Here is a 20,834-nt window from a genome sequence, read left to right on the forward strand (position 1 = left end):
AATGCCTGACTCGAAACTCGAATCGTTGCTCGTGGCGGATTGTGGCAGTGTCAACACCAAAGTCGGTTTGGTAGACTGGGTGGATGGCATCTACCGCTTTATCGGCGCGGGCACCGCCGCCACCACCAGCGACGACATTACCGTCGGGTTGCGCCGCGCGGTGCAACAGGTCGAAGCGCGCACCGGGCGTCGTTTGTTGACGGACGATGGAAATATCATCGCGCCCGAACGCATCGGCGCGCAAGGTGTGGACGCGGTCGTCGCACTGACGAGCGCGCCGCCGCCGCTGCGCGTCGCAATCGTCGGCTTGAGCCGCGATGTCAGCGTCGCCAGCGCGCTGGACGCGATTCACGGCACGTACGCGACGGTGGTCGCGATCCTCGCGCTCGACGAGACGGGGCGGCGTTGGTTGCCAGTGGATTGGGATCAGGATGTTGTGACGGATCAGACCGGCATTCGCGTCGCGATGGCGCGGCGCAAGAGCGGCGAATCCACACCCGATCCTGCTGTCATCGCGGCAGAGGCGCTCGCGCATTCCAAACCGGATGTGATCGTGCTGGTCGGCGGCGTGGATGGCGGCGCGACGAACAGCTTGTTCGAAATTACCAACTTGATCGCGTCCATTGTCGCTTCGCGCGAGGAGAGCGCGCGTCCGGTGATTATTTTCGCCGGCAATCGCGAGGTGCGTCCGCAGATCGCGCAACGGCTCGGCGATCTCACCGAGCTGCGCGTGGTGGACAATGTGCGTCCGACGATGGAACGCGCCGACCCGGCGGCGCTGCAAGCCGCGCTCGAATCGTTGTACGCCGAACGCAAAGTGGCATACCAGCCGGGTATGGACGTGCTGTTGGGGATGACGCCCATCAACGTCGTTTCCACCGCGCGTGCGTTCGAGAACGTGGTGCGCTTTGTCGCGCGCTTGTTCGATTTGAACGTGCTCGGCGCGGACATCGGTAGCAACACGACGACGCTTGTCGTCGCGCGGCGCGAGGCGTACTCGCGCGTTGTGCGCGCCGACCTGGGTGTGGGACAAAATATCGAGCGCGTGATCGCGGTGGGCGGCGTCGCGGCATTGCTCGATTGGTTGCCAATGGAGTTGACCGAAGACGACGCGTTGACGCGCTGTCTCAACCGCGCGGCGCACCCGCGTTCGATTCCGGTCACGCGCGAAGAAGCGCGCCTTGCTCAAGCCGCGGGACGCGTGGCGCTCATGTCCGCCGCGCGCGCGAGCAATGTGGACGTCAACGATCTCGATTTGATTTTGCTCACCGGCGGTTTGCTGGCAAACAACACGAACCTGGGCGCGATGGCGTTGCTCGCGCTCGACGCGTTGCAACCCAGCGGCGTGTTTACACTCGCGGTGGATACCTTCGGGCTTGCGCCGGCGTTTGGCGCGCTCGCGGCGGTCAACGCCGAAGCCGCCGCGATGGTGCTCGAACGCGATGGCTTTGTGACGCTCGGCACGGTCATCGCGCCGTTGTCGAATCTGCGCGAAGGGCAAGTGGATCTGAACATCAAGATAAAACCGCAAGACGGCGGCGTGATGAATTTGGAAGTGCATCACGGTAGTCTGGAAATCGTGCCGCTGGCGCCGGGACAAAAAGCTCAGCTCGAGGTGCGCCCCGCGGTGGGTGTGAGTCTGGGGCGCGGACGACGCGGCGTGTTGAAAGCCGAAGTGGAAGGTGGCGCGCTCGGATTGATTATTGATGCGCGCGGGCGTCCCATCGCGCTGCCGGAGGATCCGGAAAAGCGGCGCACGAAAATTCAACAGTGGTACTGGGACATTGGCGGCGAGGTGGCGTATGGCTAATCGTCGTCTGCCTCCATTGACACAAACGCGCGTCTTGACGCTCGCAAAAATTCGCCGCGAACGGGTTTTACCGGTGAACGGCGAAGTTCTCGTAACGATGGGCAGTCGCGTTGGGGCGCTCGACGTAGTGGCGCGCGCGGCGTCCGTCGGATTTTTGCGACCGGTCCCGCTCGCGCGGTACATGCACACGACCGAGACGACCTTGCCCAGTTTGATGAAAAAGCAAGTCGGCGACGATATTGTCGCGCGCGATGAAATCGCGTCCAAGCCGGAATTTTTCGGCGCGGCGCGCCGGGTGTATCGCGCGCCGGGGAACGGGCGCATCACCGCATTGCAGGGCTCGTGGCTGACGATGGATTTGATGGACGCGCCGTTTGAATTGCGCGGGCATTATCGCGGGGCGATTGTGAACATTGTGCCGCGGCGCGGCGTGGTGATCGAAGCGAACGGCGCATTGGCGGAAGGTACGTGGGGCACGGGCAGCGAAGCGTATGGCATCCTCCGCAAAGCGGTGGACGCGCCGGGCAGCGTTTTGACCGACGAGCAGATTGACGTTTCCGCGCGCGGCGCGATTCTCCTCGCGGGCGCTGGGATCACCGAGACCGCGTTGCAACGCGCGGCGCAGGAACAAGCGGCGGGCTTGATTATCGGCAGCATCTCGGCTAAAATCAAATCACTGCTCGTGACCTTGTCTCTGCCTGTGATGGTGACTGAAGGGTTCGGCGAGATTCCGATGGCGTTGCCGATTTTCGAAATGCTCGCGCGTCACAGCGGCGAAGAAGCGTTTCTGGATGCCAAGATGCCCAACCCCGAAATTTTCATTCCCGCGTTGTCGGCGGCGGTGTCTGGTGAAACCGCACAGGTGCCTGCCACCCTAAGTTGCGAGATTGGCGCAACCGTTCGGATTACGAGCGGTCCCTTGATCGGGCAGGTCGGCAAAATCGCGGATGCGCCGGCATTGCCCCAGGTTTTGGAGAGTGGTATTTCCGTGTGGGGCGCGGAGGTCGAATTGCTGACCGGCAGTCGCGCGTTTGTGCCGTGGGAAAATCTTGAACTGATTGGTTGAGGACTGGGTCGTAACTCGTCACGAAAGGAGACTGAACGATGTCAGAAATTACCCCAGCGGGCGGCGGTGGTTCGAGTCGCCAAGTGTTCATCATTCTCGCGATTGGTCTGGCGGGTTTGTTGATTTTGGGTTTGATCGGTCTGGGTGGTGTGTTCCTGTTCAATCAGATCGCGCGCCCCGCCGCAACGGCGACGCCGACGCGTGTTACGCCGACGGTCACACGAACCGTGGCAATTGCCGCGATTCCGACCGCGACCGAAGCGGCGACCGCAACCCCGGTTGTTCCTACGGTTGCCGCTCCTGCGACGGTTGCCGAACCGACTGCCGCCGGTAGCGTGACGGCGGCGACTACGACGACACCCGGCACGGGCACACCGGCTGGCTCGTTACCGGAATCCGGCTTGGGGGAAGATTTGTTGCTCCTGGCGGGTGGCGTTGTGTTGGTGCTTGTGATCTTTGCCGCGCGACGCGCGCGGGTGAGCGCGGCGTAAACGCGTTTGACATTTGTGCGCGCGCATGATATAGTCGCGCAACTTATTCAATCGAACAATGTGGATCCGGACGAGTAGCCGTCGTGTTCCGTTCAGCGAGTCGCACAGCGCGTGGTGCAAGTGCGATGCGGCAAGCGGCGGCGAATGGACCGGGGAGTTGCAAGCTGAACCGCGCGTAGGCGCCTAGTAGGTGATGCCGGAGACGCCCCCGTTATCGTGGCGAAGGAAATTGATGTTTGAAGATAGAAATTAGAAATGGGAAGTTGGAGATTGGATGAAACCATTCAGAATCCAATTTCCATCGTCCAATTTCCAACCTCCAATTTTCAAACTGCGTTTCCAGAGTGAGACTGGCATATCCCTATCGTCTGCACGATGGGGATTTTTGCTGGGCTAACCAGGGTGGCACCACGGGCACGCTTTGCGGCTCGTCCCCGATTGCGCGGTACCTTGCGCGGGGCGAGCGTTTTTATTTTCCGCCAATCAAGAATCTGAAATCGGCAATCGAAAATAATTGGGGGTTCCAATGAAAAAACGAATCTTGACGGGCGACCGACCAACCGGTCTGTTGCACCTGGGTCACTATGTCGGCACGTTGGCGAACCGCGTGCGCTTGCAAGACGAGTACGAAGTGTTCTTGATCGTCGCGGATTATCACGCGCTTACGCGGCACACGGAAAAAGACCACGTCATCGCGACGAAACAATTCACGCGCGACCTCGTGCTCGATTATCTTTCGGTCGGGATTGATCCGAACAAGGCGACGATCTACGTCCAGTCCGATGTGCCGAGTGTGTGCGAGCTGCACTTGCTCTTTTCGATGCTGACGACCGTGCCGCGCCTCGAACGCGTGCCGTCGCTCAAAGAAGTGATGGACGCCGAGCACATCGAAAACCCGTCGTATGGCTTGCTCGGTTACCCCGTATTGCAAGCGGCGGATATTTTGCACGTGCGCGCGCATCTCGTACCCGTCGGCAAAGACCAGGAATCGCACATCGAAGTCACGCGCGAGATCGCGCGCCGCTTCAACTTTTTGTACGGCGGCGACGTGTTTCCAGAACCGGACGCGCTGATCGGCGAAGTGCCGACCTTGATGGGCACCGATGGCAAGGGCAAAATGTCCAAGAGCATCGGCAACGCGATTTTTCTCGCGGACGATGCGAAAACCGTGGATCAAAAAGTGCGCGGGATGTACACCGATCCCACGCGCGTGCGCGCAGACATTCCCGGCAATCCCGAAGGCAATCCGGTGTTTCAGTATCACGACGCGTTCAACCCGGACAAATCCGAGGTTGAGGACTTGAAAGAACGGTATCGCCAGGGCAAGGTCGGCGATGTCGAGGTGAAGAAAAAATTAGCGAAAGCGCTCAACGCGTTCCTCGATCCGATCCGGGAACGGCGCGCGTTTTACGCGAACAATCCCAATCAGGTGGACGACATTCTCGCGGCGGGCGTCGCCAAGGTGCGCCCCATTTCGCAAGAGACGGTTGATCTCGCGCGCGAAGCGATGGGGCTGGGTCGCATGATGTAACTCAGGTTAGGTAAACACGTCTGACGTGTCAGTGATTCGCTGAGATAATCAATCGGCAAATAGAGTTCAATGAAATTGCTCGACGATTAATCCATCCGGTGAGGATTCTCCTGATCGTTCTGATCCTCGGGTCTGGCGGCTTGGGTTTCAGCCGCTGGTCAAATCCGGATGAATCTAGGAATCTAGTTTGCCCCTTGACTAGAAGATCGGATTGTTTTATAGTTCAACACAAATTCGCGCGCTGACAACGCGATGGGATTGTTTTTTGACGGGAGCAATGACGCTCAGCTTGTGTTTTTGGACGCCTTGAGCTGAGTCGAGCAAATGGCGTAACCGACCGTGACCACGCATCTAGCGCGGAGCGGTTTTTTTATTTGCGTCCGGCTTGATTTGATCCAAAAGGGTGATACCTATCCTCTGACGACCTTGTCACAAAGGAGGTGATGCCACAACAAAGGAGGTGATGCCACAGCATAGTGAGCAACTAGCGTTTGTGCCCGAGTCTTGGAATGGCTTTGGGTTTGCGTCGTTTGCAAAACACAACACAAGGAGAGGAGTAAGGCACATGAAAAAAAGAATGTTACAGGTTGCATTTCTGACTGCAACTTTGTCCGCGCTGCTTCTCGTCGTACTCGTTCAGTCAGCGTCGGCTGGTACCTCTGCGGTCATTGATGAAGCCACCGCCCGGGCGAACTGTATTGCAGGGTACCCGGGAACGAGTGGGGCAGATCCGCTATCGCCCTGCCAGTGGGATATGAAAGTGATCAACGCTGGAGCCGCTAACGCCAAAGCAACTGGTGTAGGTGTGAAGGTCGGCGTGATTGACGGCGGTGTTGACTTTACCCATCCGGATCTCGCCGGCGGCATTGACGTTGCACGGTCGTGTTCGTTCATTTTTGACTCGACGCCCACAGCGGACCCGGCAGAAATCGCCAACGGGAATTGTTCGAACAAGACTGCTGTACAAGACCTTCAGGGTCATGGCACACATGTCGCCACGACGATCGCCGGTCGAGTCAACGGAATCGGCATCGTGGGCGTGGCGCCGCAAGCTACGATTGTTGGCTTGAAAGCATGCACCATCGCTGGCTTTTGCTTCGCCGACTCGGTAGCGGCGGCGCTCCGCTACGCCGGCGATCAGCGGCTGGATGTGGTGAATCTCAGTTTGTTCGCCGACCCGTACCTGTACTTCTGTGCCAATGAGGCAGGGCAGCGGGCTGTTCTCCAGGATCTCCAAAATGCCGCCCGCTACGCGCAGCAGCGCGGTGTGGTGATTGTCGCCGCCGCTGGCAATGAAGCGCATGATCTCGGTCATCCCACCATTGACGAGATCAGCCCGGACTGGCCGCTGGATTCAGCCATTGTACGTGAGGTGCGGAACAACTGCCGCGTCACACCGGCTGAACTGCCCGGCGTTGTGACCGTGTCGGCTTCCGGTGTCAACACCCTCGCCAGCTACTCGAATGTTGGCTCTCCAGTTGATGTCACTGCTCCGGGTGGCGATGCCGGACAGACCCCGTCCAGCGTATTCGGTCGCGGACGCATCCTGGCTGGCTGGTCGAGCACCGACGCCACCGGTTTATGGGAGGCGCTTGCTGGCGTCAACCGCGCCGTCGTGAGCGGCGGGGGCAGGTATGTATGGATTAGCGGCACTTCGATGGCTTCACCCCACGTCGCCGGTGTCGCGGCACTGATTCGTCAGAGGCACCCGGGCATGCCGCAGGGCGCGGTTGCGGCGTTAATCCGCTCGTCGGCTACGCCGCTCTCCTGCCCAGCGAATTGGCCCGCCACTGACCCACGTCGTTGCACCGGTGGACCTGGTCAAACATCGTTCTTCGGCGCGGGAATGGTTAACGCGTATGCGGCAGTCAAGTAGTCGTTGACGCACTGTCTTGGTGCGTGATTGTTGAATCTGCCGTAACCTGCTGAGAAAATATTGCCCCACTCGTTTCGAGTGGGGCGATTCATTTTGACTTTTTCGTTTGCTGTTCCTCTTTCAAAAACACCAGCGTGCCCTTCTCCAAATCCACGACGACCGTATCCCCTTCCGCGAATTTGCCTTCCAGCACCTGGGTCGCGAGCGGATCAAGAATCGCGCGTTGGATCGTGCGCTTGAGCGGACGCGCGCCGTACGTCGCATCGTATCCTTCGTTCACGAGATAGTCTTTCGCCGCGTCGGTCAGCTCGATTTCGATCTTGCGTTCCGCCATGCGCTTGCTCACGAGTTCCATCTGAATGTCCACGATCTTTTTGAGCTGCGCGCGCGCGAGCGGGTGGAACATCACAATCTCGTCAATGCGATTCAAGAACTCGGGACGAAAGCGGGCGCGTAACGCGGTCAAGACCATTTCGCGCGCGTTCGCGCCGTCGCCATTCATCAGAAACTCGGTGCCGACGTTCGAGGTCATAATGATGACCGCGTTTTTGAAATCTACCGTGCGACCTTGTCCGTCGGTGAGTCGTCCATCGTCGAGAATTTGCAACAATGTGTTGAACACATCGGGATGCGCCTTTTCGATTTCGTCGAACAGCACGACCGCGTACGGACGGCGACGCACCGCTTCGGTGAGTTGCCCGCCTTCGTCGTAGCCGACGTACCCCGGCGGCGCGCCGATCAAACGCGCGACCGTGTGTTTTTCCTGATACTCGCTCATGTCAATGCGAATCATTGCGGCTTCGTCGTCGAAAAGAAATTCCGCGAGCGCGCGCGCGAGTTCGGTCTTGCCGACGCCGGTCGGACCCAGGAAGATGAACGAGCCGATGGGACGTTTCGGGTCTTGCAGTCCGGCGCGCGCGCGGCGCACCGCGTTCGCAACCGCGTGAATCGCATCGTCTTGTCCGACGACGCGCGCGTGCAAGCGGTCTTCCATCCGCAACAATTTTTGCACCTCGCCTTCCATCAAACGCGAAACTGGGATGCCCGTCCATTTCGCGACGACTTGGGCGATGTCTTCCTCGCTCACTTCTTCTTTCAACAACGAGCCGGTCTTTTGGATTTCGGCGAGATGCGATTGCTGCGCCGCGATTTTCTTGTCGAGTTCCGCGAGCGTGCCGTACTTTAATCGCGCCGCTTCTTCGAGTTTCGATTCGCGTTCCGCGTGTTCGAGTTGATGCAGGACGTTCTCGCGTTCCTCTTTCAACGCGCGCGACTGGGTAATCACATCTTTCTCTTGTTTCCATTTCGCGGTGAGTGCGTTCGATTTTTCGCGCAGGTCGGCAAGTTCTTTGTCGAGCCGCGACAATCGTTCCCGTGACGCGGCGTCTTTTTCTTTTTGCAGCGCGACGCGTTCGATTTCGAGTTGCTTGATGCGCCGCGTGATCTCGTCGAGTTCGGCGGGCATCGAATCAATTTCCATTCGCAAGCGCGACGCGGATTCATCCACCAGGTCAATCGCCTTGTCCGGCAAAAACCGATCGGTGATGTAGCGTTTCGACAAGACTGCCGCTGCGACGAGCGCGCTATCGCGAATGCGGACGCCGTGATGCACTTCATACCGTTCTTTCAGTCCGCGCAAAATCGAAATCGTGTCGTCGACGCTTGGCTCACCGACGATGACCGGCTGAAAACGTCGTTCGAGTGCAGCGTCTTTTTCGATGTGCTTGCGATATTCGTCGAGCGTCGTCGCACCGACGGTGTGCAGTTCGCCGCGCGCGAGCATCGGCTTGAGCATGTTGCTCGCGTCCATCGCGCCTTCCGCCGCGCCCGCGCCGACGACGGTGTGAATCTCGTCAATGAACAAAATGATTTGCCCTGCCGCCGTCGTGATTTCTTTCAGCACGGCTTTGAGCCGTTCTTCAAACTCGCCGCGATATTTCGCGCCCGCGACGAGCGCGCCCATATCGAGTTGGACGACGCGTTTATTTTTCAGCGGCTCCGGCACATCGCCGCGCACGATGCGCTGCGCGAGTCCTTCCGCAATCGCGGTCTTGCCGACGCCTGGTTCGCCGATCAACACCGGATTATTTTTCGTGCGCCGCGACAAGATTTGCATCACGCGTCGGATTTCTTCATCGCGCCCGATGACTGGATCGAGTTTGCCTTTGCGCGCGAGATCGGTGAGATCGCGCCCGTACTTTTGCAGTGCCTGGTATGTCGTCTCTGGATTCTGCGACGTGACGCGCTGGTTGCCGCGAATCTGGGTCAACGCCTTGAGCACCGCGTCGCGCGTGATGCCGGCGTTTTGTAGGGGCGTTCGTCCCGACGCCCACCCGCCCGCATCAATCAACGCGAGCAAAAGATGCTCGGTCGAAACGTACTCGTCATGCAAATTGCTCGCTTGCTGAAGCGAGTTGTCGAGCACGCGCGACAATCGTTGCGACGCGCCGATTTGTTGCGTTGCGCCCGACACCTTCGGCAAGCGATTCAGTTCGCCGCCGACTTGTTGCGCGATGCTTTCCGGATTCGCGCCGAGCGCGCTGATGATTTGTGGTACGACGCCATCGCTCTGCGCGAGCAAAGTTGCGAGCAAATGCTCCGGCTCGATTTGACTGTGCTGATTATTCTGCGCGAGTTCTTGCGCGGCAACCACTGCTTCCTGCGCTTTTTCAGTTAATTTGTTCAAGTTGAAAGCCATAGCTCAAAACTCCTGTGATATGGAACTGAGCACCCTGGGGTGCTCAGCAACCTTGCTCGACCTTCATCCGTTTTTCCGTTTATCCGTTCCTCGTCCGTTGCTATCCCCATTCTGCTTCAATCGCCTCGCGAATTTCGGCGAGTGAGAGCGCAGTGAGCCGGCGCATTCGCGTTGTCGGCGTGTGCCCATCGTAATCGAGCGGGGTGGTGGCGTGGCGTTGCACCCACACGCGCGCGATCTTTGCATAACGTCCATCATCTTCTATGGCGGCGACCACGTTCAGATCAAACTGGATCGGTCCCTCGTGCCACTCCAAGGTCCAGCGGATGCTATCGCGTTCGACGGCGGCTTTTGCTAAAAGTGTACCATTGTCCTTGAGGCGGATGTGGTTAACTTCCTGCAACAGTGCCCCAACCGAATCGCCAAATTCGACTTGGATATTTCCGATCAATTGTTTGATCCGCGCTTGTTGGTCGTCTGTCATACTCACCCCCAATTCGCCTCGTCATACGACGAATAATAACGCGGCACGCGCCGGCGTTGCCGCGCCCGTCCCAGGAAAGGCAAAATTAAAACGATGCCGGCGACGAATCCACCGATATGCGCCCAAAATGCAATCCCGCCCATCCCGGCTTCGCCGAGCGAACCGACGCCGTAAAAGAATTGTTGCACGAACCACCACCCAATGACGATCAATGCCGGTAATTGAATCGTCCAGAATAAAATGAACAACGGAATCAAAATCCGAATGCGCGAGAACGGATACATCAACAAATATGCGCCAAGCACGCCGGCAATCGCGCCGCTCGCGCCGATGGACGGAATGTTGCTCGCTCCCGAAACGAACGCTTGTGCGAACGCCGCGGCGACGCCGCTCGCCAGATAAAACGCGAGGTACGTGAAATGACCGAGTGCGTCTTCGATGTTGTCGCCGAACACCCACAGAAACAACATATTCCCGATAATGTGCGCCCAGCCGCCGTGCAAGAACTGGGACGTGAATAACGACAACCACACGTCGAGCGGCGTGTTGAGCGGATGTGCGAACAAATACCACACTTCGTTTGGCATCACGCCCCACGTCGCGAACAAGCGGTCGAGCGCGCGTGGACGTAGCGTTAGTTCGTACAGGAACACGAATATGTTGATCGCGATCAGAGACCAATTCACCACTGGCACACGTCGCGACGGATTGTCGTCACCGACTGGAATCATTCAAATCCTTTGGTAGGAGCGACCACGCGAGTCGCCCCTACGATGTTACGCGACGACGGCGATTTCGTCCGAAACGTGTTGTACGCCCAATACCTTGCCTGCGATTTCTGCCGCCGCGTCTTTCAGCGTCTGGTTGCGCGCCAATCCTTTAAGGTACGCCACGCCGAACACAACGCCAACTTGAATGCCAGGAAAACCGCCTTGGGTGCGCGTATCGTTCGCCAAGGCGCCCGCCAACGCGATTTCGACCGCGTCGTCGGCAACGAGTTGATTCACGACGCGTGTAACGCCGGGGACGCCGCGCGCGAGTTGTTCCGCGATTTGGCTTGTCGCGCGCGTGCGCACGACGCCGGCAAGGGTGACTGTACCGTCGCGTGTTTCCACGGCGATTCGATCAGACCACACGCGGAGCGGCGTGTACGTGTTCAGCATGGCGCGAACCTTGAGCGCCAATCTTTCGTCCTGAGTTGCCATCGAGTGTTCTCCTTGAAAAGTAGGCAAGTTGGAAACTTGCCCTACGATAATGTGCCCAACATCTTTCGCAGACGTTCGATCTCGCCCAACAATTCCTGTTCGCGCGCGTGCATTTGCTTTTCCATCTGCTCGAGTCGCTCGGTTAGTTCGATGATGATTTCGACGCCGGCGAGATTCACACCCAGTTCGTTCGTCAGCCGCTGAATCTTCCGGAGGTGCTCGATCTCGCGGCGCGAGTAGAGCCGAATCTTGCCGGACGACCGCGTCGGCTTGAGCAACCCGGCGCGCTCATAGTACCGCAACGTTTGCGGATGCATCTCGACCAAACGCGCGGCGACGCTAATCACGTAGATCGGTTCATCGTCGTTGTGAAAATCAAAGATCATTTACTTCCTCCGCAATTCCGCCAATTTTTCGAACAAGCCGCGTTCCTTTGCCGACAAATTTTCCGGCAACACGACGCGCACTTTGGCGTACAGATCGCCGAACGCGTTTTCTTGATTCATGCGCGGCATCCCTTGCCCGGCGAGACGAAACGTTTTGCCAGTTTGCGTCTCCGGCGGAATCTTGAGCGCGAGTTTACCCTTGAGCGTCGCCACACTCGCCTCGCCGCCGAGCAGCGCGGTGTACAACTCGACCGGCACTTGGACGTACAGATCATCGCCCTGGCGTTCAAAGAGCGCGTGCGGCGCGATTTGAATTCGCAAGTACAGATCGCCGGCGGGCGCGCCGCTCACGCCGGGCATTCCTTCGCCGCCGAGTCGAATTTTCGATCCCGATTTTACGCCCGCCGGAATTTTTACTTCGAGCCGGCGTCCCTCTTTTTGCAGAACGCGCGTCACGCCGCGATACGCGTCCTCGAGCGGAATCTCAATCGCTTGCTCGATGTCTTGCCCGCGGCGCGGTCGCACGCCCGCGCGCGCGTTGCCAAAGCCGCCGCCAAAAAACGTGCGAAAGAAATCGGATACGCCGCCGGCATCATCGCCGCCGAGTCCGCCGAAAATATTTTCGAAATCGTCCTGCGTCACAGTGCGATACTGACCGCCGCCCCATTGAAACGGACCCTGCCCGCCCGCGCGTTGATATTGTTCGTACTGTTGCCAGTTCGAACCGAGCATGTCGTACTTTTTGCGCTTTTCCGGGTCGGAAAGCACGTCGTTCGCTTCGTTGATTTCCTTGAATTTTTCCTGCGCGGCTTTGTTGCTAGGGTTCACATCCGGGTGATATTTGCGCGCCAATTTGCGGTACGCTTGCTTGATGTCTTTCTCGCTGGCATCCTTGGGCACGCCGAGAATTTGATAATAATCCTTGTAATCCATCACCACTCCCTCGCCCGGTCTTCTGGCGCGATTATACCACCCAACATAATCTATGTCAATGTATTTTACTTTAACTTTATGATAAAAGTTGATAAAATCATTATCAAACCTATTGACAAACAAAAATGATAGTTGTATAATCCAGCCGAAAATGTAATTCGCCGAAAAGCGACCAGATAAAAAAGGGGGAAGACAATGAGCGCGTTAATTCGATGGGAACCGTTTCGACCAGTAACGACTCTGCGCGATGCGATGGATCACTTGTTTGAGGATTCGTTCCTCAACGCGCGTGGTTGGATGGCGCCAACCTTCGCGACCGAGTTCGCGATGGATCTGTACGAAACGAAAGATCACGTCGTGGTCCAAGCGACCTTGCCCGGCGTCAAACCGGATGATGTTGAAATCACGATTGCCGGCAACACGTTGACGATTCGCGGCGAAACGCAGCAAGAGACCGAAATCAAACAAGCCACGTATCACCGGCGCGAACGTCGCGTGGGTTCGTTTACGCGATGCGTGATGCTGCCGGCGGGTCTCGAATCAGCCAAGGCGGAAGCGGAATTTGAGAATGGCGTGTTGACGTTGCGTGTGCCGAAGAGCGAAGAAATCAAACCCAAGACCGTCAAGGTCAAAACCAAGTAGGAGGCAAAATGAGCATCTCGCGTTGGGAACCCTTCAAGGAAATGATGACGTTGCGTCAGGCGATGGATCGTTTGTTTGAAGATTCAGTCGTGCGCCCGGCGCGCTACTGGAGCGAAGCGGGCGCTTACCTGCCGCTGGACGTGTTCACGACCAAGGACGCGATTGTCGTGCGTGCGCTCGTGCCCGGCGTCAAACCGGCAGATGTCGAGATCACGATCGAGGGGAGCACGGTGACTCTGCGCGGCGAGTACAAAGCGCCCCAGGAGGAAGGCACGTACCTGTTGCAGGAGCAACGCTACGGACCGTTCGCGCGTTCGATCGAACTCGCTTTGGCGATTCAAGCGGACAAAGCCGAAGCCGCCTTCGACAACGGCGTGCTGACCTTGACGATTCCGAAAGCCGAAGAGATCAAACCCAAGGTCATCAAAGTCAAAAGCGTCTAAACGCGAATAAAAAAAGCCGAGACATGCTGCTCGGCTTTTTTGATCGGCGCGATTTTTTCAACGACCAATCAGTACGTGTTTGCGTTGACCGGCGCGGGGATCGGTTCGACGAACGCGTACGCCCTGGGTGTGGCTGTTGGTATCGGGGTCGGTCCCGCGGTCGGCGCGACAATCGTCGGCGCTACTGGCGGCGGCTGGGGCGGCGCAAAAATCAGTACTGTACCGATCACCATACTAAGCACGACGGCGCCATTCAAGCCGATGTTCACATACCAGCGCCAATCCCGTTTTTTTTGCTGAGGAGAATATCGTCTAGGCATTACTCATCAACCTCCAAAATTTTGCGGCAGGATTATACCACAATCCCGCGTGACGACAAGTTGGCGAATAGCGAATGGCAAATGGCAAATTCGGAAATCGGTCGCGGACGCGCAACTCATCCGACTTCCAACTTCCGACTTCCAATTTCCAACCGCCAATTTCCAAATTCCAATTTTTAGTGTACAATACCGCGCGAGGTGAAACGATGACGAACATTTTGGATACCGCGCCGATTGGAACGGTGCGGCGCCATCACGGGATCGAGCACGCGACCGTCCACATTCTCACAGCGCACAATCCGGATCTGCGGTTGGTCGGCAAAGCCGACACGACCGGTTTTAATATCTATGGCGAGGTTGCCCGCGATGAATTGATCATCGCCGCGCGCGAAGCGGTGGCGCGCCTACAACGCGGCGAGAGTAAACTCGCGGTGCATCCGCGCTGCGGCACGAATCTGCTCGCCGCCGGTTTGCTCACCGCGCTCGCGGCGATCTTGGCGCTCGGACGCAAGCCGAGCATCAAGAAATTACCGGATGTGATTCTCGCGACGACGTTCGCCGCGTTTGTCGCGCAACCCCTGGGTCTGCAATTGCAAGCGCGCGTGACGACGTCGCCCGATGCGTTGGGCGCGCGGATTACCGGCGTGCGCGAACAATACTGGGGTAATCTCAAGATTCAGCATGTGGATGTCGAGTGGGATTAAGGAGGTGTCCATGCTCGAAATCGCGATCATGGTCGAAGGACAAAATGGACTGAATTGGGAACGTTGGCAACGGATTGCGCTAGCCACGGAAGATTTGGGATTTGTCGGACTGTACCGCTCCGATCATTTTACGAACGCGAATCCGCCGGACAAGGATTCGCTGGAACTCTGGGTCTCGCTCACGTGGCTCGCGACGAACACCACGCGTATCGAATTCGGTCCGCTCGTCACACCGGTCTCGTTTCGCCACCCCACGCTGACCGCGCGCATGGCGCGCGACGTGGACGCGTTGTCCGGCGGACGCTTGACGTTGGGTCTGGGCGCGGGCTGGCAAGCGCGCGAGCACACCAACTATGGATGGGAACTTTTGGAACTCGGGGAGCGTTTCGTGCGCTTTGAGGAAGGGGTCCAAATCGTCAAGCGTTTGCTCGACGACGACCGACCGCTGACATTCCCGGGAAAGTACTTTCGTACCAATGATGCCATGTTGCTACCGCGTCCCGCGCGCCATATCCCCATCCTCATCGGCGGCAATGGCATCAAGCGCACGCTCGCATTTGCCGCGCGATACGCGGACGAGTGGAACGCCACGTTTCAAACGCCCGCGAATTTCGCGCGGCTCAACGCGCGGCTCGACGAAACCCTCACCGCGCACCAGCGCGATCCGCGTACCGTGCGTCGCTCGGTGATGACTGGCTGTGTCTTCGGTCGCGATGACGCGGCAGTCCAGAGCAAGGTCAGCGCGCGCGGGCAAACCGCCGAAAAATTGCGCGAGCGCGGCATTATCGTCGGCGTCGCGAATCAAATCGTCGAGCAGCTCGGTAAACTCGCGCAAGCCGGCGCGCAACGCGTGATGCTGCAGTGGCTCGATCTCGACGACCTGGATGGACTCGAAGCGATGGCAAAGAGCGTCCTGCCGCAGTTCCGCTGAAATCCCGCACCGGTTCAGTTTCGTAGCGGCTTTAACCGCGACCAATCTTGATTTTTTTCGTAACACACGCAAGTTTGACCTAGGTCAGACTTGCGTGTGTTGTTTTGCGCCCTCACCTTATTTCTTTATGCTTTCTTGATACCGCCGGCTATTTTCTTGTCCCTCTCTTGACTTGCATCCTCGTATACTGCCCCGTGGACGAAATTTGACGCGGAGATTTTGACATGCCTGATCTTTTACTGTTTGGGCTTACGATAACTTTTCTCGTAATGACGGTCGGTTTTGTTTCGCTGTGTCAGCGCGTGGAGGACAAGTAACATGAATATTCTGTATCTTGTCGTTGGCATCATCTCGCTCGCATTGCTCGTCTATCTCTTCGCCGCGTTGTTGAAACCGGAGTGGTTCTAATGACGACTCTTGGCGTTCTGCAAATCGTGCTCTACTTTGTCGTATTGATCCTGCTCGTCAAGCCGCTCGGCGTGTTCATGGCGCACGTGTTTCAGGGCGAACGCACTTTTCTCGATCCGCTCTTGCGTCCGGTCGAGCGCGCGATCTATCGCGTGTGCGGGGTTGCGCCCGATATGGAAATGGATTGGAAGACGTACGCGTTCGCGGTGCTCGCGTTCAATTTCCTGGGACTCGTTGTGGTGTACGTGATTCAACGCGCGCAAGGATTTTTGCCGCTCAATCCGGCAGGACTGGGCGCGGTGTCGCCCGACGGCGCGTGGAACACAGCAGTAAGTTTCGCGACGAACACGAACTGGCAAAATTACGGCGGCGAGACGACGTTGAGCTATCTCACGCAGATGATCGCGCTCACTGCCCAGAATTTCGTCTCGGCGGCGACCGGCATGGCGATGCTCGCCGCGATCGTTCGCGGATTCGCGCTGACTCCCTCCCCGGTGAAACGGGGGAGCGACGGGGTGGGGGTTGGCAACTTTTGGGTGGACCTGACGCGCGCGACGTTGTACATCCTGATGCCGTTGTCCATCGTACTTGCGCTCTTGCTCGTTTCGCAAGGCGTCGTGCAAACATTCAGTCCGTACGTCACGGCGAATCTCGTTCAAGCGACCCAGGATGCGAATGGTAATCCGGTGACCCAGCAAATGATCGCGGTTGGTCCCGCCGCGTCGCAAATCGCGATCAAGCAACTCGGCACGAACGGCGGCGGGTTCTTCAACGTGAACTCGGCGCATCCGTTTGAAAATCCGACGCCGCTATCGAATTTCTTCGAGATGCTTTCGATCCTGCTCATCCCGGCGGCGTTGTGTTACACGTTTGGAAAAATGGTTGGCGATACACGCCAGGGTTGGGCAATCCTCACCGCGATGCTGATAATTTTCGTCGCGTTCCTTGCCATCGCGGTGTGGGCGGAATCAAGTCCGCATCCCGCGCTCGCGAAACTTGGCATAGATCAAATCGCGAGTGAAACCCAGGAGGGCGGCAATATGGAAGGCAAAGAAGTCCGCTTTGGCATCGCCAATTCCGCGCTCTGGGCAACCGCGACGACGTCCGCGTCGAATGGCTCGGTCAACTCGATGCACGATTCGTACATGCCGCTCGGTGGCATGGTCGCGCTCATTATGATGCACCTGGGTGAAGTGATCTTTGGCGGCGTCGGCTCGGGTTTGTACGGAATGCTCGCCCTGGTCGTCGTCGCGGTTTTTGTCGCAGGGTTGATGGTCGGGCGCACGCCGGAGTATCTCGGCAAGAAAATCGAAGTGTACGAAATGAAAATGGCATCGCTCGCGATTTTGATCATGCCATTGATGGTGCTTGGTTTTACCGCCATCGCGCTCTCGCTCGACGCGGGTAGAGCGACGATCTTGAACCCAGGAGCACACGGTTTCAGCCAAGTGCTCTACGCGTTCACTTCGATGGGCAACAACAACGGCAGCGCGTTTGCCGGACTTGGCGTGAACACGCCGTTCTACAATATCCTGGGTGGACTCGCGATGCTCATCGCGCGCTACTGGCTCGCGATTCCGATGCTGGCGCTTGCCGGTTCGCTCGCGCGCAAGAAAACAGTTCCGCCCAGCGCCGGCACACTCCCGACGCATACGCCGCTCTTCATCGGCTGGCTCGTCGCGATCGTCATCATCGTCGCTGCGTTGAATTTCATTCCCGCGCTCGCGCTCGGACCGATTGTCGAACAATTGATGCTCGAGTGAAACGTAAAACGGGATGCGTGATACGCGAAGATTACGATTCACGTTTTACGAAAGAGATAAATCATGCCTAGTAAAAAAGCGGACGCGCCCAACACCATTTACCGCCGCGCCGTCGTAGATTCGTTCGTCAAACTCGATCCGCGCGGGATGGTAAAAAATCCGGTCATGTTCATCGTCGAGGTTGGCAGTGCGCTGACGACGATCCTGTGGGCACAAGCTCTGGTCGGGCAAGGCGAAGCGCCGGTAGGTTTCATCGGCGCGATCTCAATCTGGCTTTGGTTCACCGTGCTCTTTGCGAATTTCTCCGAAGCGCTCGCCGAGGGACGCGGCAAGGCGCAAGCCGATGCGCTGCGCCGCGCGCGTCGCGAAACGCAAGCGAAAAAACTGCGCGAGCCGAAACGGAATGCCAAAATCGAAATCGTCGCTTCGACCGCGTTGAAACAACACGATGTCGTTTTCGTCGAACCGGGCGACATCATTCCCGCCGACGGCGAAGTGATCCAGGGCATCGCGTCGGTAGACGAAAGCGCGGTCACTGGCGAAAGCGCGCCGGTCATTCGCGAAGCCGGCGGCGACCGCAGCGCGGTCACCGGCGGCACGCGCGTCTTGTCCGATTGGCTCATCGTGCGCGTCACCGCGAATCCGGGGGAAGGATTCTTGGATCGCATGATCGCGATGGTCGAAGGCGCGAAGCGGCAAAAGACGCCAAACGAAATCGCGCTGAATATTTTGCTCGCGGCATTCACGATTATTTTTCTCGGCGTGTGCATCACGCTGCTGGCGTTCTCGCTCTACAGCGTTCAATCTGCCGGACAAGGCACACCGATCACCATCACGGTGCTCGTCGCGTTGCTCGTATGTTTGATTCCGACGACGATTGGCGGCTTGTTGTCCGCGATTGGTATCGCGGGCATGGATCGTCTCATTCGCCGCAACGTGATCGCGTTGTCGGGACGCGCGGTCGAAGCGGCGGGCGACGTGGACGTGCTTTTGCTCGACAAGACCGGCACGATCACGCTCGGTAATCGGCAAGCGGTGGGATTTATCCCGGTCGCCAAGATAACGGAACACGATCTGGCTGAGGCGGCGCAACTTTCTTCGTTGGCGGACGAGACGCCGGAAGGACGCAGTATCGTCGTCCTGGCGAAAGAAAAATACGGACTGCGCGGGCGCACCGTCGGTGTGAGCGACAAGGCGTACGATGGAATGGAATTCATTCCGTTCACCGCGCAGACGCGGATGAGCGGCGTGAATTTCAATGGGACTGAAATTCGCAAAGGCGCGCCGGATACGATTCTCGCCTACATTCAAAAACACAATTGTCCAGCGCCGCCGGATTTGAAAGGAACGATTGAAGGCATCGCCAAGAATGGTGGGACGCCGCTCGTCGTCGCGCGCAATGGCAACGCGCTCGGCGTGATTCATCTCAAGGACATTGTCAAAGGCGGCATCAAGGAACGCTTCGCGCATCTCCGCAAAATGGGCATCAAGACGGTAATGATCACCGGCGACAATCCGCTCACCGCGACTGCGATCGCGGCGGAAGCCGGCGTTGACGATTTTCTCGCGCAGGCAACGCCGGAAACGAAACTGAAATTGATCCGCGAATATCAGCAAGGCGGTCGTCTGATCGCGATGACCGGCGATGGGACGAACGATGCGCCCGCGCTCGCGCAAGCGGATGTCGCCGTGGCGATGAACACCGGCACGCAACCCGCGCGCGAAGCCGCGAACATGATTGATCTCGACAGCAATCCGACCAAGTTGATTGACATTGTGGAAATCGGAAAACAGTTGTTGATGACGCGCGGCGCGTTGACCACGTTCTCAATTGCCTCCGACGTTGCCAAGTACTTTGCTGTCATTCCAGCTGCCTTTGCAACAACTTACCCAGCTCTAAATGTGCTCAACATACTGCAGCTGACGACGCCGGAGAGCGCGATCATGTCGGCGGTCATCTTCAACGCGCTAATCATCGTCGCGCTGATTCCGCTGGCGTTACGCGGCGTGCCGTATCGTCCAGTCGGCGCGGCGCAACTCTTGCGCGACAATCTGTTGATCTATGGCGTCGGCGGCGTCATTGCACCGTTCATTGGGATCAAAATCATTGATTTGATTTTGGTCGCGCTGCATTTGGTGTAGGAGGATGTATGAAATCGCGTAAACCGGCTTGGTGGCAATTGTATTTGGTGATTCCGGTGGTGATTGGGTTAGGGTTGAGCGAAGAGCTTACGCCTTTGCCCGGCGTCTCACGGGAAATCGTCTTTGCGGCGATTATCGCACTGATGTTTAGCGCGATGTTTGCCTGGGTTCAATTCAACCGTGGTCGCTTGGAGTGGTACGAAATGGAGCGCACCGGAACGGTGGACGATCTGCGGATCACGGTCTTCAATCCCAAGTCTGCCCGCGCGGATCAAAATTCGGGTGAGGTGATTCGGTCTCCAATGCTACGCCCCGTGCTGCGCGTGCCGGCGCGACCGACCCAGGAAACGGATAACGAAAAATGGTAGCGCAATTGAAACCGGCGATTATGCTGCTTGCGCTGATGACGATCATCACTGGTGTGATCTATCCGTTGATCGTGACCGGCATCGCGCAAATTGTTTTCCCAGGTCAAGCGAATGGCAGTTTGATCGTCAAGGATGGACGCGTGGCTGGCTCGTCGCTCGTCGGTCAGTCCTTCGACGATCCAAGATATTTCTGGGGGCGTTTGTCCGCGACATCGCCGTTGCCCTACAACGCGGCGGCATCGTCCGGTTCCAATCTTGGACCGACGAACCCGGCGCTTGTGACGGCGGCGCAAGCGCGCAGGGACGCGTTGCGCGCAGCGGATCCCAATAACACCGCGCCCATCCCGGTGGATTTGGTCACTGCGTCCGGCAGTGGACTCGATCCGCACATCAGTGTCGCCGCCGCGCTGTACCAAGTTTCGCGCGTCGCGCGTGCGCGCGGATTGAGCGAGGCGCAGCCGCGCGCGCTCGTAGTCAAGTTTACCGAGGACCGTCAATTCGGAATCCTGGGTGAGCCGCGCGTGAATGTTCTTCAACTCAATTTGGCGTTGGATGTGGTAAAATAAAGGCAGGAGTCAGAGGGATGAAGGATGAAGAGCACAATTTCCCTCAGTTCCTGTGGTTCCCTTCTTC

At 58.0% G+C, this 20,834-nt stretch carries 21 protein-coding genes and 1 riboswitch; of the genes, 14 read left to right on the forward strand and 7 right to left on the reverse strand.

Going from position 1 to position 20,834, the window contains the following annotated elements:
* Nucleotide 1 precedes the first annotated feature (1 nt).
* The 5 genes from HY868_15335 to HY868_15355 all read left to right on the forward strand — a co-directional run bounded on the left by HY868_15335 (nt 2) and on the right by HY868_15355 (nt 6,774).
* On the forward strand, nt 2-1,810 hold the full coding sequence (locus HY868_15335; GenBank protein ID MBI5303506.1) for a glutamate mutase L: 1,809 nt from the start codon (nt 2-4) through the stop codon (nt 1,808-1,810).
* Nucleotides 1,803-2,876 carry a hypothetical protein gene (locus HY868_15340; GenBank protein MBI5303507.1) on the forward strand — a complete coding sequence of 358 codons (1,074 nt, stop codon included), beginning with the start codon at nt 1,803-1,805 and terminating at the stop codon, nt 2,874-2,876. The genes HY868_15335 and HY868_15340 overlap by 8 nt, the downstream gene beginning before the upstream one ends.
* A 38-nt stretch (nt 2,877-2,914) precedes the next feature.
* Nucleotides 2,915-3,367 (forward strand): hypothetical protein, encoded by a 453-nt coding sequence (locus tag HY868_15345; protein MBI5303508.1) that lies wholly within the window; start codon nt 2,915-2,917, stop codon nt 3,365-3,367.
* Nucleotides 3,368-3,893: 526 nt separating this feature from the next.
* Entirely contained in the window at nt 3,894-4,898 is a 1,005-nt protein-coding gene (trpS, locus tag HY868_15350) for a tryptophan--tRNA ligase (GenBank protein MBI5303509.1), read from the forward strand.
* Nucleotides 4,899-5,159: 261 nt separating this feature from the next.
* Nucleotides 5,160-5,246, forward strand: a riboswitch (cyclic di-GMP riboswitch).
* A gap of 217 nt (nt 5,247-5,463) precedes the next feature.
* Nucleotides 5,464-6,774 (forward strand): S8 family serine peptidase, encoded by a 1,311-nt coding sequence (locus HY868_15355; protein ID MBI5303510.1) that lies wholly within the window; start codon nt 5,464-5,466, stop codon nt 6,772-6,774.
* 88 nt (nt 6,775-6,862) lie between these two features.
* Here HY868_15355 and clpB read toward each other — a convergent pair whose 3' ends face one another.
* From clpB to HY868_15385, 6 genes are all read right to left on the reverse strand, one after another.
* The gene (gene clpB, locus HY868_15360; protein ID MBI5303511.1) at nt 6,863-9,472 is read right to left on the reverse strand and encodes an ATP-dependent chaperone ClpB; all 2,610 of its coding nucleotides are present in this window, start codon (nt 9,470-9,472) and stop codon (nt 6,863-6,865) included.
* A gap of 100 nt (nt 9,473-9,572) precedes the next feature.
* A complete protein-coding gene (locus HY868_15365; GenBank protein MBI5303512.1) occupies nt 9,573-9,956 on the reverse strand; it encodes a hypothetical protein in 384 nt (127 codons plus the stop codon).
* Nucleotides 9,957-9,958: 2 nt separating this feature from the next.
* On the reverse strand, nt 9,959-10,687 hold the full coding sequence (locus HY868_15370) for a rhomboid family intramembrane serine protease (GenBank protein ID MBI5303513.1): 729 nt from the start codon (nt 10,685-10,687) through the stop codon (nt 9,959-9,961).
* Nucleotides 10,688-10,732: 45 nt separating this feature from the next.
* Nucleotides 10,733-11,161, reverse strand: coding sequence for a BON domain-containing protein (locus HY868_15375; GenBank protein ID MBI5303514.1), 429 nt, complete (start codon nt 11,159-11,161; stop codon nt 10,733-10,735).
* Nucleotides 11,162-11,202: 41 nt separating this feature from the next.
* Nucleotides 11,203-11,547 (reverse strand): helix-turn-helix transcriptional regulator, encoded by a 345-nt coding sequence (locus HY868_15380; GenBank protein MBI5303515.1) that lies wholly within the window; start codon nt 11,545-11,547, stop codon nt 11,203-11,205.
* Nucleotides 11,548-12,480 carry a DnaJ domain-containing protein gene (locus HY868_15385; GenBank protein ID MBI5303516.1) on the reverse strand — a complete coding sequence of 311 codons (933 nt, stop codon included), beginning with the start codon at nt 12,478-12,480 and terminating at the stop codon, nt 11,548-11,550.
* Nucleotides 12,481-12,675: 195 nt separating this feature from the next.
* Between HY868_15385 and HY868_15390 the strand changes: the two genes are divergently transcribed.
* Together HY868_15390 and HY868_15395 are read left to right on the forward strand one after the other, a co-directional pair.
* Nucleotides 12,676-13,122, forward strand: a complete 447-nt coding sequence (locus tag HY868_15390) for an Hsp20/alpha crystallin family protein (protein ID MBI5303517.1) — start codon at nt 12,676-12,678, stop codon at nt 13,120-13,122.
* An 8-nt stretch (nt 13,123-13,130) separates the two neighbouring features.
* A complete protein-coding gene (locus HY868_15395) occupies nt 13,131-13,565 on the forward strand; it encodes an Hsp20/alpha crystallin family protein (GenBank protein ID MBI5303518.1) in 435 nt (144 codons plus the stop codon).
* 68 nt (nt 13,566-13,633) lie between these two features.
* On the opposite strand, the gene HY868_15400 is transcribed toward HY868_15395, so the two are convergent.
* Nucleotides 13,634-13,885 carry a hypothetical protein gene (locus HY868_15400; GenBank protein ID MBI5303519.1) on the reverse strand — a complete coding sequence of 84 codons (252 nt, stop codon included), beginning with the start codon at nt 13,883-13,885 and terminating at the stop codon, nt 13,634-13,636.
* Between the two features lie 206 nt (nt 13,886-14,091).
* Between HY868_15400 and HY868_15405 the strand changes: the two genes are divergently transcribed.
* From HY868_15405 to kdpC, 7 genes are all read left to right on the forward strand, one after another.
* Nucleotides 14,092-14,589 (forward strand): hypothetical protein, encoded by a 498-nt coding sequence (locus tag HY868_15405; GenBank protein ID MBI5303520.1) that lies wholly within the window; start codon nt 14,092-14,094, stop codon nt 14,587-14,589.
* 10 nt (nt 14,590-14,599) lie between these two features.
* Nucleotides 14,600-15,520 carry an LLM class F420-dependent oxidoreductase gene (locus HY868_15410; protein MBI5303521.1) on the forward strand — a complete coding sequence of 307 codons (921 nt, stop codon included), beginning with the start codon at nt 14,600-14,602 and terminating at the stop codon, nt 15,518-15,520.
* Nucleotides 15,521-15,838: 318 nt separating this feature from the next.
* A complete protein-coding gene (kdpF, locus tag HY868_15415) occupies nt 15,839-15,928 on the forward strand; it encodes a K(+)-transporting ATPase subunit F (protein MBI5303522.1) in 90 nt (29 codons plus the stop codon).
* The gene (gene kdpA / locus HY868_15420; protein ID MBI5303523.1) at nt 15,928-17,691 is read left to right on the forward strand and encodes a potassium-transporting ATPase subunit KdpA; all 1,764 of its coding nucleotides are present in this window, start codon (nt 15,928-15,930) and stop codon (nt 17,689-17,691) included. The genes kdpF and kdpA overlap by 1 nt, the downstream gene beginning before the upstream one ends.
* Before the next feature lie 63 nt (nt 17,692-17,754).
* A complete protein-coding gene (gene kdpB, locus HY868_15425) occupies nt 17,755-19,833 on the forward strand; it encodes a potassium-transporting ATPase subunit KdpB (protein ID MBI5303524.1) in 2,079 nt (692 codons plus the stop codon).
* A gap of 8 nt (nt 19,834-19,841) precedes the next feature.
* Nucleotides 19,842-20,201, forward strand: coding sequence for a hypothetical protein (locus tag HY868_15430; GenBank protein MBI5303525.1), 360 nt, complete (start codon nt 19,842-19,844; stop codon nt 20,199-20,201).
* On the forward strand, nt 20,195-20,767 hold the full coding sequence (kdpC, locus tag HY868_15435; GenBank protein MBI5303526.1) for a potassium-transporting ATPase subunit KdpC: 573 nt from the start codon (nt 20,195-20,197) through the stop codon (nt 20,765-20,767). The genes HY868_15430 and kdpC overlap by 7 nt, the downstream gene beginning before the upstream one ends.
* Nucleotides 20,768-20,834 lie beyond the last annotated feature (67 nt).

It is taken from the genome of Chloroflexota bacterium, from assembly GCA_016219275.1.
GTDB lineage: Bacteria > Chloroflexota > Anaerolineae > UBA4142 > UBA4142 > JACRBM01.